Raw genomic sequence first — 12,531 nt, 5'->3', positions numbered from 1 at the left:
TGAGAAACATACGGCCGCGCACCCTGTCCGCCAGAGGGTCCCAGGGCCCATTCCCGGGCCCAAAGGGGGAGTTGGGCCCCGCGCTCCGTACCGCTGTCCGATGTCCGGATCCATGTCTCAGCCACGGCCACCACTCCCCCGCCCGCCGGGGCCGCCCGCCGGGGCCGTGCCGAGCCAGCGGGCGATCGCCTCGCTGCGGCTGGCGCTGTGCAACTTGGTGAAGATGCGGTTGATGTGGTTCTTGACCGTCTTCTCGCTGATGAAGCAGGTGGCGGCGATCTGCTGATTGCTCATGCCGGACGCGATCAGCTCCATGACCTCCACCTCCCGCGAACTCAGCCCGTACTGCTGCCTGTTGGGCGCCGTTCCCGGCATCCCGGTCAGTGAAGACTGTCCCACAGCCGATTGCAGTTGCGAAAGACCCTGTGAGGATCCGGCCGGTTGCGGTGCAGGTGGAACCATTCCGGCCCTCGGGACATGTGCAGGCGCACCGCCCTGCTGCGGCGGAGTCACCGGATGCCCGTCGGGTCCGGCGCCCTGGTACGCAACACCCGTGGTCAGCGCGGTACCCAGCCCCTCCGGCAGCTGCCCGCCCTGCGGTCCGGGGCCCTGCCGCATATGGGCCAGGAGCGCGTTGGCGGCGGTCGCGGTGAAGTGGGCCCGGCCGCTCTTGGTGTCCCGTACCGCCTGCACCAGTTGGTCCGCCGTGAACTCGCCGTGCACCAGATAGCCACCCGCGCCCAGGCGCAGGGCCTCGTGGACGATCTCGCTCTCGCGGCTGTAGGTCAGCATCATGACCGGGGCCACCCGCACCAGATGAGGCAGGGCGGAGATGCCGTCGACGCCCGGCATGCGGACGTCGAGCAGGACGACGTCCGGGCGGTGCAGTACGGCCATGTCGTAGGCCTGGCGGCCGTCCGCGGCCTGCGCCACCACTTCGATGTCCGCGCGGCCGGAGAGCAGGACGTCCAGTCCGGCCCGGACCACGGGATTGTCATCGGCGACGACGACCCGCAGGGGGCCGGGGGCGCCCATGGGCGGGGCCGCTGGGAAGGGAGGAGCGACCTCGGATGCCGCGGGCTGCTGGGGGACGGGGAACCCGGAGGAGCTGAGCTCCGAGTTGAGCGGGGTGGGGTGCGAGGACGTGTGCTGGGAGGTGTGGTTCCGGGCCGCCCAGTTCTGGCCCGACGCACGGGAGACGTCGTCCGGCATTCTGCGACCTCCTCTCAGGATCTGTGGGGGTGAGGGTGGGGTGGAGCGGGTCAGTTCACTGGCTGTGTTTCCGGACCGGTGACGAGCGCCGCCACCGGGAGTTCCAGGCGTACTTCGGTGCCCTTGGCCGCCTTGCCCCTGCCGATCCGGATACGGGCGCCGATGGACGCGGCGCGCTCGACCATGCCGACGAGACCGAAATGGCCGGCGCGCCTGAGATCGTCGAGCGTCGTGCCCGGGGGCAGGCCGCGCCCGTCGTCGTACACGCTGACGCGCAGGACGTCGCCCTTCACGCCGGCGAGCACGATGAGATAGCTGGGGTGGGCGTGGCGGTGGGCGTTCTCCATCGCCTCGGAAGCGACCGTGAGCAGCTGGCGGGCGACCACCTGCGGCACATGCGGGACGGGCGCTTCGTTGAGCATCCGGAAGGTGGCGGTGAGTGCGTGGCGCCGGGTGAAGTCGTCCGCGCGGGAGCGGAGTTCGCCGACGACGTCCACTCCGCCGTCGAGTCCGGACTCGCGGCGCAGGTCGGAGAGGAGTTCCCGTGACTCCGCCGCCGCGCGACGGGCGGAGCGGGCGACCAGTTCGGCCTGGTGCTTGACGGTGAGCGGGTCCATCCGGTCGGAGGAGGCGGCCAGCCCCTCGGCGGCCAGTGCCAGACCGTGCAGGGTCTTGGCCACCGAGTCGTGCATCTCCCGGGCGAGCCGGGTGCGCTCGCCCTCCACCGCCTCGTTCACCGCGAGCCGGGCCCTGGTCTCGGTCAGCGCCTGGCTGGCCGTGCCGAAGCGGAGCAGCAGATTGCGCAGGGTGACGCCGACCGCGCCGGCGATGACACAGAAGCCGGGGAGGAGGAACACCGTCGCGTCGGCGGCGTTCAGCTTCGCGTCCGTTCCGTACACCGCGAAGACGATCACTGTCTGGAGCGCCGCGAAGACCGCCGCGCCCCGCCAGCCGTAGACGAGTCCGGCCAGCAGCGGGGTGCAGACGGTGACGTACGCGAGGGTGGACTCGGGGGTGGCGGTGATCAGCAGCAGGGCGCCGAACAGCGCGTCGATGCCGAGCAGCCAGGGGTGGCGGAGCAGGACGGGGCCGAAGCGTTCCCAGTCGCGGAAGAGGACGTAGGAGCCCATGAAGGTGACGAGGATCGCCGAGCCGATCAGCCAGGTGGCCGGCCCCGCCGCGGTGTGGCCGATCGCGAACGGTGTGGCGACGGCGATCATCGCGAGCCGGAAGCCGAAGACCTGTCTGCACATCGCCTGGAGCGCGTTGAGCTGGATCGCGAACGCCGGGCGCGCGCCGGGATCGGCGATCGCCTGACGTACCTCCGCGTTCAGTCCGACCTGGATACTGCCGAGCTGGAACGACATGAGCCTGTCACCTCCCTCTGGTCGTCGTGCCTACCGTTCGCGTCGTTCACGTCATCCGCCCGAGAGGAAGCTGAAGTCGACGTTGGCTCCGTAGACGAAGCCGACCGTCAACAGCACGAGCGTTCCGGGGAGCAGGAAGGACGTGACCGCGAAGGTCGCCTTGGGGACGGCCCTGGCCGCCTTCCTGCGGGCGTTCTGGGCATCCGTACGCCGCATGTCGTTGGCGATCTGGATCAGCGTCTCGACGATCGGCGCGCCGAGCTCCTCGCCCTGCTGGAGCGTGGTGACGAACATCGCCACCTGCTCCGAGTCGTTGCGCCTGCGCAGCTGGTCGAACGCCTCGCGGCGGCTGACGCCCATGTCCATCTGGCGCAGCGTGATGCGGAGTTCGTCGGCCCACGGGCCCTCGTACTTCTCCGCGACGCGTCCCAGCGCCTGGCGGAAGCCGAGGCCCGCGGAGACGACGACGGCGAGGACGTCGAGGAAGTCGGGGAGGGTCCGGTCGATGTGGTCCCTGCGGACCCGGACCGCGGCCCAGATGCCGACCTCCACCCAGAAGACGCCGAAGGCGATCAGCAGCACGGCGAGGAAGAGCTGGCCGCGCATCAGCATGGTCAGGGCGCCGAACGCGCCGAGGGCGCCGTAGACGAACCGGCGGGCGGCGTAGCGGTCGATGGTCAGACCGCCGGGGTTGCCCGCCATGTCGATCTGGCGGCGCTTCTTGTTGACCGCCTTGGGGCCCATCATCCGCAGCACCATGGGGGCCCAGCGCATGCCCATCCGGTCGATGCCGGAACCCATCGCGTTGGTGCGGGTCGCGCCGACCTCCAGGGCGATCGCGAGGTCGCCGGGGAGTTTGGCGTCGGCCCGGTACATGCGGATACCGGCGATGGCTCCGAACACCGCGAGTCCGACGACGCCTGCGAGGAGCAGGTCCATGCGTGCCCCTCCCATCAGACGTCGATCCTGGACAGGCGGCGGATCACGATGAATCCGATCGCGTACAGGACGATGGCGACGATCACCGCGATCTGGCCGATGAGGGCGCCGGTCATGCGGTCGAGCGCGCCGGGCATCACCGCGTTCATCAGGAGCATGGCGCCCAGGCCGAAGACGGGGACGGCGTAGGCGGTGACCGTCACCTGGGACAGCTGGGTCTTGACCTCGCGCCGCGTCTCCTTGCGCTCCTCCAGCGTCTCGGTGAGGTTGCGCAACGAGCTGACGACCGTACCGCCGGCCCGGTTGGACAGGACGAGCGTGGTCACGAGGACGACGAGCTCGCGCGAGGGCAGCCGGTCGGTGAGCTCGCTCAGCGCGTCGTCGAGGGACTCACCGACGGCGAGGCGGCGGGCGACCCGGGCCAGTTCCTCGCCGGCCGGGTCCTCCATCTCGTCCGCCGCCATGCCGATCGACGTGCGGAGCGCGAGGCCGGCCTGGGTGGCGTTGGCGAGGATGCGGGCGAGCTCGGGGAGCTGGTTGATGAAGCGCTCGGTGCGCTTGGTCCGCTGCCAGTTCAGGAAGGCGTTGGTGCCCCAGAGCCCGACGAGTGCGGCGACCGGGCCGAAGAAGCTGGCCAGGATCGACGAGGCGATCATCCACAGCGCGGCCATCGCGGCCAGTGCGTAGACGAAGAACTCGCCCGGGGTGATGTCGAGGCCGGTCGCGGCCAGCTTCAGTTCGAGCCTCCGTCCCAGACGGGTCCTGCGCAGCCTGCGGTCGACGCCACGGAAGCGGCGCAGACGCCCGGCCTCGGGGATCTGGCCGGTGTGCGACAGCCGGTCCACCAGGGCGTCCCGGTCTGCCTTCCCACCCGTGTAGGCGTGCAGACCCATGACGCCGGTCACGCCGCAGAGCAGCGTGACACCGATTGTGAGAAGAGGAAGATTTGTCATGGCACAGGTACCTAATTGGCCTCTCGGGTGGCGAGCTGTTCGGCGGACGCGGCGACTCCGAAGGCCTGCGGGATGGGCTGGCTGGCCATGTAGAGACGGTCCGCGATCTTGCGCGGTATCGGGAGGTACTGGAACTCGCCGTAGATCCGTCCGTCGGCGGCCATCGGCCGGCCGTTGAACCGGGCGACGGTCACGATGCGGTAGGGATCGCGGCCGTGCGAGTCGAGGACGGCGATCTCGGTGACCTTGCGGGATCCGTCGGCGTGCCGGGTGAGCTGGACGATGACGTCGACGGCGCTGTTGATCTGGTCGTGCAGCGCCTCGAACGGGATCTTGATCTCGGACATCGAGGCGAGGGTCTGCAGACGCATGAGCGCGTCCTCGGCGCTGTTGGCGTGGACGGTGGCGAGCGAGCCGTCGTGACCGGTGGACATCGCCTGGAGCATGTCGAGCGACTCGCCGCCACGGACCTCACCGACGACGATCCGGTCGGGGCGCATACGCAGGGAGTTGCGGACCAGGTCGCGGATGGTGATCTGGCCCTTCCCCTCGACGTTCGCGGGGCGGGACTCCAGCCGGATCACATGGCTCTGCTGGAGCTGGAGTTCCGCGGAGTCCTCGATCGTGACGATGCGCTCGTTGTCCGGGATGAGTCCGGAGAGCGCGTTGAGCAGCGTCGTCTTCCCCGTGCCGGTGGCGCCGGAGACGATGACGTTGAGTTTCGCCTGGACCAGCCCGGAGAGCAGGATCAGCATCTGCTCGTCGAGCGAGCCGATGTTGATCATTTCCTGGAGTGTGAACGCCCTCGGGAACCGTCGGATGGTGAGTGTCGCGCCGGTCAGCGAGAGCGGCGGGATGATCACGTTGACACGCTCACCGCTGGGCAGACGTGCGTCGACCATCGGGTTCGACTCGTCGACCCGGCGGTTGACGGTGGAGACGATGCGCTCGATGGTCTGCATCAGCTGTTCGTGCGAACCGAACCGCATCGGCAGCTGCTCGACCTTGCCGCTGCGCTCCACGAAGATCTGGTCCGGCCCGTTGACCATGATCTCGGTGATGGACGCGTCTTCGAGGAGCGGTTCCAGGATGCCGAGTCCGAGAGCCTCGTCGACGACCCGGCGGATCAGCTGGGTGCGTTCGACGGTCGAGAGGACCGGGCCCTCCCGGCTGATGATGTGGCTGAGCACGCGCTCCAGCCGGGCCCGCCGGTCGGCGGCGGCCAGCGAGGACATCTCCGCGAGGTCGATCTCTTCGAGGAGCTTGGCGCGGTACGTGGCGACCATGTGGCCGTCCTCCCGTGCCCCGCTGTGCTTCTCGGGGGCGGTGATGCGTGCCCGCAGACTCATGTCCGTAACTCCTCGTTCTGACTCACGTGTTGAGCAGCCGGTGGTGCCGCGACGCGGGGCGCCGCATTGTCATTCGCGGCGCATCGTGGCGCTCCGGACGGCGTGTCCGAAGTTGTCGATGCCCGGGACGACGGAGGGCACCTCGATGCTGGCGGTGCAGGTCACCTCGGAGAAGGAGCCGGTCTCGGTGAGATCCGCACGGCCGGCTGTCCAGCCGCTCATCGCGTCCTTGCCCGCCCGCGCGCAGTCGCCGGGCGACGACTTGCTGGCCATCCGGGCGCCCGCCCGGGCGCCGGTACCGGCCTGGTTGGCGGCGTACGCGGCCAGGCCCAGCTGGATGGCGAGGAGAGCCACCAGAAGGAGCAGCGGAAGGAAGCCCAGGTACTCGATGGCCACCTGGCCGCGGTCGCGGCGGGCGGCGGACCCCGTCCGGGCGGGTGTGTCTGTGCACGTGTTCATCGCTCAGCCCTCCAGCGGCGAGGCGGCCGTGCCGGTCACCGGGAAATGCCAGTTGAGAATGCCGGGCACCAGGATCGGCACCTTCAGCTTGACCTCGGCCCGGTACAGGCCGGACGAGTCGTCGGCCGTGCACTCCGGCCTGGCCGACGTCCGCCAGGCGCGCGGCAGGTCCTCGAGCGCCGCGCTCCGGCAGGCCGTGTCCCGGCGGAACTCCGTGATGGCGCCCTTGTGGGCCCCCTCGTCCGCCGCGTTCCCCGCCAGGGAGAACGTGTAGCCGATCAGCGCGCACTGCCAGAGCGCGATCATCAGCAGGATGATCAGTGGGGTGACGCCCAGGAACTCGATCGCGGTCTGGCCGCGGTCGCGGTCGCGCCACCGCCCTTCACCCCGGCGGGCAGGCTCCCCGTAACACCCGTCCCGGATCTTCGGTATCTCCCGTACGACGGGGCCGTTCATCTCGGTGATCGTCATGGCTCAACGTGCCTCCTCGGTCGTCCCGCGACCTCCGGTGTCGCCGTCGCGCCACCGGCGCGGGCGTCCGATCGAGCCGCGGTCGTTCTTGAACTTGCCGCGCCTGTCCGTGCTTTCGGGGACCTTCACGATCCCGAGTTCCCCCGCCAGGCCCCAAAGTGCCTGCTTCACCGTGCTCTTCGGGTCGAGTTCATGCATCCGTCCGGAGTCGACGGCGCCCTGGAGCTCCTTGAAGTTGGCGGGGACCGCCGTGCTCGCCATCCGGGTGCCGGTGATCTTCTCGATCAGCGGCGGCTGGATCTCGGTGTTCCGGATGAAGCGGTTGACGAGGGTGACCGTCTCCTCCGCCTTGCGGATCTGCAGCCGGTCCCACATCCGTACGATGCGCTTCGCGCCGCGTACGGCGATCACGTCCGGGGTGGTGACCAGCAGCGCGGTGTCCGCCATCTCGATGGCCGCCGCGTTCGCGCCCTGCAGCTGGCTGCCGCAGTCGATGACCACGACCTCGTACCGCGAACGCAGGGCGCTGACGATCTGCCGGGCCGACCGGTCGCTGACCTCCTCGCCGCGCTCGCCGTCGCCGGGCGCCAGCAGCAGGGCGAGGCCGGTGCTGTGGCTGAACACGGCGTCGGACAGGACGCGGGGGGAGATGTCGGCGATGGCCGCCAGGTCGACGATGGAGCGCCGGAACTGCACATCGAGGTACGAGGCGATGTCGCCGGCCTGGAGGTCCATGTCGACGAGCGCGACGGTACGGCCGGACGCCTGGGCCGCCAGGGCGAGCTGGACCGCCGTGACGGTGACGCCCACCCCGCCCTTGGCGCCGCTGACGGTGACGACCGTGCCGCCGGGGCCGGTGAAGACATCGCCGCCGGAACCCAGGTGCCGGCGTACGCCGACCGACCACTGGGCGGCGGACTGGACCCGGTTGACCAGCTCCTCGTAGCTCAGCGGCAGGGTGACCAGCCCACGGGCGCCGGACTCCATGGCCGCGGCGAAGAGTCCGGGGCTGGCATCCGCGGTGATCAGCACGACCCCGATGGCGGGGAACCGCAGCGAGACCTCCCGGATCAGTTCCAGAGCCGGCACCGGGCCGATCCGCTCATGGACCACCACGACCTCGGGCAGCTCGTCGATCGACTCGCCGGCGAGCCGGGCGAGGGTGTCGATCAGCTGCGTCGAGTCGGCGACGGGGGCGCCGGGCTCCGCGTCGGGTAGCTGGCTGAGCAGGGTGGTGACGGACCTGGCCGCGTCGGGGTCACCGACGGCCGGGAGGATCCTCGTGGTCATTCGATCCTCACTTGTCCTTGTCGAGCGTGTAGGTGCGGTCGCCCGGACGGATGGTGCTGTCGCTGCCGGAGGCGAGGAGCGCGAGGCGTACGTGCTCCGCGAACGACTCGGCGTAGGCGATGCGCTGGGTGTCGAGCGTGTTCAGCGCGAACGTGATCGGGACGGCCTCGGTGCCCAGGTTCGACTTGGCGTCCCGGCCCGGCTCCAGGGCGGTCAGCTTGCCGACGTCCAGGACCTTGGCGTTGGAGACGATGACCTTCGACTGGGACGGCGCGCCGTCCTGCTCACCGGCGAAGGTGGCGTAGATGTTGACCGTCGCGCCGGGGGTGATCTTGCCCGCGACGCCGGTCGCGGCGTCGATCATGATGGCGATCTCCTGCTCGCCCGGCTGGAGTTCCGGGCGCCTCTGCATCATGTCGGACTGGAGCAGCGAGCCCTTGCGCAGCTGGGTGACGGCGATCTTGCCGTTGACCTCGGAGAGGTCGGTCACCGCGTTGGTGGACAGCCACCGCTTCGGCATCGTGATCTTTTTGAACTGCCCTGCGGACAGCGACGTATAAGGGGCCACGTCGGACTTCAGCTGATAGGCGGCGACCTCGGGGCCGACCTTCGAGTTGACGTCGCTGATCACCGAGAGCACCCCGGCGAACGCGCCGAAGGCGCACAGGACCGACAGGAGCAGGAGTATCACGCCGCGGCGCTGGCGGGAGTTCATGGGCCGGACAACCTCGTTCGTATCGGATGCGTGGGGCAGCGGACAGAAGGATGTGCGGTGCGGTGGCTCGGTGGATGCGGGGCCCGTGTCCGTATCTGCGCGTAGACCGTCCCCCGGGCCCCTTCACGCGGATCGGGTGCGGACGGCGGGGACCGGTGAGCGGGTTCCGGGGAGCGGGGAGAGCGGTCACGAGCGGTGGAGGAAGCCGGGGGCGTCAGGACCCCGGTGGCCCGGGTGCCCCCTGGCTGAGGACACCGTTGGAGTGCGTTCGGTTCTCCGGAGCGGGAAGTGGTGACGTACAGAATCCGCAACGGTCCCCGATGAGCTCCATTCCGCACCAGTGGCAGATCTCCCGCCTTACCGAGGACACGAGTTGGTACAGGACCGAGATGTCAGGAAGGTAGGCGGCGAATTCCACCAGTTTCCCGGTCCCCCACCAGAGGGAGGAATCGGAAGGAAGGGCGGTCTCATGAATGGCCTGGACCTTCCATGCGGGAGCCAAGGTCTGTTGCACCCATTCCGACTGCAACTGCCCTTTGGCGAGGAGCAGATCTGTCGCGAATTCGGGACCTTCCAGAGGTTTGACCGCCGATCCGACCTTGATGAGCTGCGGATTCGGGGCGGCCAGCACGGCGAACTGGGATCCCGGAACCCAGGACTTGGCGTGCGTCTTCAGGCTGACCGGAACCCGGTCGAGTTTGGTGACGGAGTTCAGCAAAGCACCCGCGTGGATGTAGTGGGGAAGCAGCCGGGCGGCGGACGCCACCACCCCCGGGCTGAAGTCACAGATCGACAACTGGCGCAGCTGCCGGACCAGTACGGCGATGCCCAGCGGTGGCAGATCCACCTTGAGCAGGGCGATCCGGTCGCTCTCCAGGACCGATCTGACGGAGTGCATCCGGCGCTCATGGGCGACCGGCAGGCCGGCCGAGTAGACGGCCACGACGTACCCGTGCTGCTCCAGCAGCACATGCATGTCACCGATCGCCTGATCCAGCGTCTGGTCTTCCGGAGCCTGCAACAGGGCGGCCGTCGGCGTCTGTTGGTCGGTCGGCGGCAGCACCAGATCAGCACTGGTCACTGTTATTGCGGTCGGCACGCTGGTTCCCCGTTCGGCTCCGGCCGCTGTCGTCATGACACCGGCCGCAATCGCTCCTGCTCCGCGCTTCTGCCTCAGCACTTTATCCACGACTTACCAGCCAGAGAACACCTTTCGGATGCCAGTACTCCGAGGTACGGGCGGCGCGCTTGTGACCTGTGGGCGACACCCTGGTGCTAAATCGGACGAAACCGAGACTGGTTAACTTCTGTACCACTGCGCACGGTTACCGAAACCTGTTCCCATTCCCGCCGTCGGCATTCCGTTCACGCACGTCAGAAAGGATCCCGGCGGTGCGGCGGCGGATTTCGAGGGCAGCGCTCCGTCACCGTCCGGCGGTCCCGCCCGACTCGCCCACCCGTTGCGGGCCGGGACCCGGAACATCGCCGGAAAGCGTCACCGGCACACCCCTCGGCTCCACTTCGTCCGGCGCGAATGGGGCCGTTGACCGCACTTTTCCCCCGCACGCGCGGCGCTCGCCGCACCCGCCGATCCCGGCTGTCGCTGCCAGAGGTCTTGACAACTTGATTGGTCTGGACCAGTTTATCGCCCAGCGGTGGCCACCGTTCTTCGTCGCACCCCCTTGCACCCCCGCACCATGCCCGTGTCGCACCCCCGGCATCCCACGCACCACTCCAGGCATCCCCGGCACCACCCCCTGGCATTCCCGATCTCCCCCACGGAGGCAGCAAGTGGAACGTTCCCCCGGCGCCCGGCGCAGAACAGGCCGCACCCGCCCGCTCCTCGGCACCGCCATGGCCGTCGTCGCGGCCGGCGCACTCACCCTCACCGGTCTCGTCGGCACGGCCCAGGCGGCCGACGTCAACGTCGCGAAGAACGCCGGCTTCGAGTCCGGGCTCGCCAACTGGACCTGTTCCGGCGGCAGCGGCGCCACCGTCTCCTCCCCCGTGCACGGCGGCGCCGCCGCCCTGAAGGCGACCCCTGCCGGCCAGGACAACGCCCAGTGCACCCAGACCGTGGCCGTGAAACCGAACTCCACGTACGCGCTCAGCGGCTGGGTGCAGGGCGGATACGCGTACATCGGCGTGACCGGCACCGGGACGACCGACGTGTCCACCTGGACCCCCGACTCCAGCAGCTGGACCAAGCTGTCCACCAGCTTCACCACCGGCCCGAGCACCACCTCGGTGACCCTCTACCTCCACGGCTGGTACGGGCAGGCCGCCTACTTCGCCGACGACATCTCCGTCACCGGCCCCGACGGCGGCGGCGGCACCGACCCCGCGCCGACGATCCCCGCCGCGCCCGCCGGTCTCGCCGTCGGCGCCACCACCTCCTCCTCCATCGCCCTGTCCTGGAACGCGGTGTCCGGCGCGACCGGCTATGCCGTCTACCGGGACGGCACCAAGATCACCACGTCCACCGGGACCTCGGCGACGATCACGGGGCTGTCCGCCGACACGGCGTACCAGTTCGCGGTGACCGCCACCAACGCGGCCGGTGAGTCCGCCAAGTCCGCGACGGTCAGCGGGCGTACGGCGGCCACGGGCGGCAACCCCAACCCGGGCACCTCGGTCCCCAAGCACGCGGTGACCGGCTACTGGCAGAACTTCAACAACGGCGCGACCGTGCAGAAGCTCAGCGACGTGCCTGCCAACTACGACATCATCGCGGTCTCCTTCGCCGACGCGACCGGCACGCCGGGCGGTGTCACCTTCAACCTCGACTCGGCCGGGCTCGGCGGCTACACCGTCGACCAGTTCAAGGCCGACATCAAGGCCAAGCAGGCGGCCGGCAAGTCCGTGATCATCTCGATCGGCGGCCAGAACGGCACCGTCTCGATCAACGACTCGACCTCCGCCACGAACTTCGCCAACTCCGTCTACTCGATGATGCAGACGTACGGCTTCAACGGCGTCGACATCGACCTGGAGAACGGCCTCAACTCCACGTACATGACGCAGGCGCTCAGGTCCCTCTCGTCGAAGGCGGGCTCCGGCCTCGTCATCACGATGGCCCCGCAGACCATCGACATGCAGTCGACCTCGGGTGAGTACTTCAAGACGGCGCTCAACATCAAGGACATCCTGACCGTCGTCAACATGCAGTACTACAACAGCGGTTCGATGCTCGGCTGCGACGGCAAGGTCTACTCCCAGGGTTCGGTGGACTTCCTCACCGCGCTCGCCTGCATCCAGCTGGAGGGCGGCCTCTCACCGGCCCAGGTCGGACTCGGCGTCCCCGCCTCCACGAGCGGCGCCGGCAGCGGCTACGTCTCACCCACCATCGTGAACAACGCCCTGGACTGCCTGGCCCGCGGCACGAACTGCGGTTCGTTCAAGCCCTCGAAGACCTACCCGGGTCTGCGCGGCGCGATGACCTGGTCGACCAACTGGGACGCCCAGTCGGGCAACGCCTGGTCGAACGCGGTGGGGCCGCACGTCCACGCTCTGCCGTAACCCGTACGCGCATCTGCTGACCAGCAGCGCCGCCGCTCCCCCGGCGGCGCTGCTGCGTGTGCGGGGAAAATCGGCCCCGCAGTGATGCACCCCCGGTCCGGCGCCTCCACCGGTATGGGCGCCGCACCCTCGATGCCGGCCGCGCCGGGCACGGCACCCCCCACGAGCGAACCGCGGCGCGGCCGGGGGCGGCCGATGCGGAGGGCGCGGGGCGGCGGGGTGACCGGATCGCCGGGGGGTGGCTCGGGGGATACCCC

The 12,531-nt window shown here is 69.5% G+C and carries 11 protein-coding genes; 1 reads left to right on the top strand and 10 read right to left on the bottom strand.

Features of this window, described 5'->3' with window-relative positions:
• Positions 1-117: 117 nt before the first annotated feature.
• The 10 genes from ACFVXE_RS17745 to ACFVXE_RS17700 form a co-directional block, all read right to left on the bottom strand.
• Positions 118-1,212: a response regulator gene (locus ACFVXE_RS17745; RefSeq protein WP_389672062.1), complete on the bottom strand. Its 1,095-nt coding sequence runs from the start codon at positions 1,210-1,212 to the stop codon at positions 118-120.
• Positions 1,213-1,262: 50 nt separating this feature from the next.
• Entirely contained in the window at positions 1,263-2,579 is a 1,317-nt protein-coding gene (locus tag ACFVXE_RS17740) for a sensor histidine kinase (RefSeq protein WP_389672061.1), read from the bottom strand.
• Positions 2,580-2,630: 51 nt separating this feature from the next.
• Positions 2,631-3,518, bottom strand: a complete 888-nt coding sequence (locus tag ACFVXE_RS17735) for a DUF5936 domain-containing protein (RefSeq protein WP_389672128.1) — start codon at positions 3,516-3,518, stop codon at positions 2,631-2,633.
• A 14-nt stretch (positions 3,519-3,532) separates the two neighbouring features.
• Complete coding sequence (locus tag ACFVXE_RS17730) at positions 3,533-4,471, bottom strand: type II secretion system F family protein (RefSeq protein ID WP_389672060.1); 939 nt, start codon at positions 4,469-4,471, stop codon at positions 3,533-3,535.
• An 11-nt stretch (positions 4,472-4,482) separates the two neighbouring features.
• Complete coding sequence (locus tag ACFVXE_RS17725; RefSeq protein ID WP_389672059.1) at positions 4,483-5,820, bottom strand: CpaF family protein; 1,338 nt, start codon at positions 5,818-5,820, stop codon at positions 4,483-4,485.
• A gap of 69 nt (positions 5,821-5,889) precedes the next feature.
• Positions 5,890-6,279 carry a TadE/TadG family type IV pilus assembly protein gene (locus ACFVXE_RS17720; RefSeq protein WP_389672058.1) on the bottom strand — a complete coding sequence of 130 codons (390 nt, stop codon included), beginning with the start codon at positions 6,277-6,279 and terminating at the stop codon, positions 5,890-5,892.
• 3 nt (positions 6,280-6,282) lie between these two features.
• Positions 6,283-6,750 (bottom strand): TadE family protein, encoded by a 468-nt coding sequence (locus tag ACFVXE_RS17715; protein ID WP_389672057.1) that lies wholly within the window; start codon positions 6,748-6,750, stop codon positions 6,283-6,285.
• Positions 6,751-6,753: 3 nt separating this feature from the next.
• Positions 6,754-8,040, bottom strand: coding sequence for a CpaE family protein (locus ACFVXE_RS17710; protein WP_389672056.1), 1,287 nt, complete (start codon positions 8,038-8,040; stop codon positions 6,754-6,756).
• A gap of 7 nt (positions 8,041-8,047) precedes the next feature.
• A complete protein-coding gene (gene cpaB / locus ACFVXE_RS17705; RefSeq protein WP_389672055.1) occupies positions 8,048-8,755 on the bottom strand; it encodes a Flp pilus assembly protein CpaB in 708 nt (235 codons plus the stop codon).
• A 214-nt stretch (positions 8,756-8,969) separates the two neighbouring features.
• A complete protein-coding gene (locus ACFVXE_RS17700; protein ID WP_389672054.1) occupies positions 8,970-9,836 on the bottom strand; it encodes a hypothetical protein in 867 nt (288 codons plus the stop codon).
• Positions 9,837-10,546: 710 nt separating this feature from the next.
• On the opposite strand from ACFVXE_RS17700, the gene ACFVXE_RS17695 reads away from it, so the two are divergent.
• Positions 10,547-12,274 carry a chitinase gene (locus tag ACFVXE_RS17695; RefSeq protein WP_389672053.1) on the top strand — a complete coding sequence of 576 codons (1,728 nt, stop codon included), beginning with the start codon at positions 10,547-10,549 and terminating at the stop codon, positions 12,272-12,274.
• Positions 12,275-12,531: the final 257 nt, after the last annotated feature.

This window comes from Streptomyces sp. NPDC058231 (assembly GCF_042882275.1).
Lineage (GTDB): Bacteria > Actinomycetota > Actinomycetes > Streptomycetales > Streptomycetaceae > Streptomyces.
The sequence above is the reverse complement of the archived record's forward strand: the minus strand, read 5'-3'. Positions and strand labels throughout refer to the sequence as shown.

Bases quoted from the DNA above. Each gene is read 5' to 3' on its own strand.
- ACFVXE_RS17745 (WP_389672062.1), bottom strand. From the start codon at position 1,212: ATGCCGGACGACGTCTCCCGTGCGTCGGGCCAGAACTGGGCGGCCCGG.
- ACFVXE_RS17740 (WP_389672061.1), bottom strand. From the start codon at position 2,579: ATGTCGTTCCAGCTCGGCAGTATCCAGGTCGGACTGAACGCGGAGGTA.
- ACFVXE_RS17735 (WP_389672128.1), bottom strand. From the start codon at position 3,518: ATGGACCTGCTCCTCGCAGGCGTCGTCGGACTCGCGGTGTTCGGAGCC.
- ACFVXE_RS17730 (WP_389672060.1), bottom strand. From the start codon at position 4,471: ATGACAAATCTTCCTCTTCTCACAATCGGTGTCACGCTGCTCTGCGGC.
- ACFVXE_RS17725 (WP_389672059.1), bottom strand. From the start codon at position 5,820: ATGAGTCTGCGGGCACGCATCACCGCCCCCGAGAAGCACAGCGGGGCA.
- ACFVXE_RS17720 (WP_389672058.1), bottom strand. From the start codon at position 6,279: ATGAACACGTGCACAGACACACCCGCCCGGACGGGGTCCGCCGCCCGC.
- ACFVXE_RS17715 (WP_389672057.1), bottom strand. From the start codon at position 6,750: ATGACGATCACCGAGATGAACGGCCCCGTCGTACGGGAGATACCGAAG.
- ACFVXE_RS17710 (WP_389672056.1), bottom strand. From the start codon at position 8,040: ATGACCACGAGGATCCTCCCGGCCGTCGGTGACCCCGACGCGGCCAGG.
- cpaB (WP_389672055.1), bottom strand. From the start codon at position 8,755: ATGAACTCCCGCCAGCGCCGCGGCGTGATACTCCTGCTCCTGTCGGTC.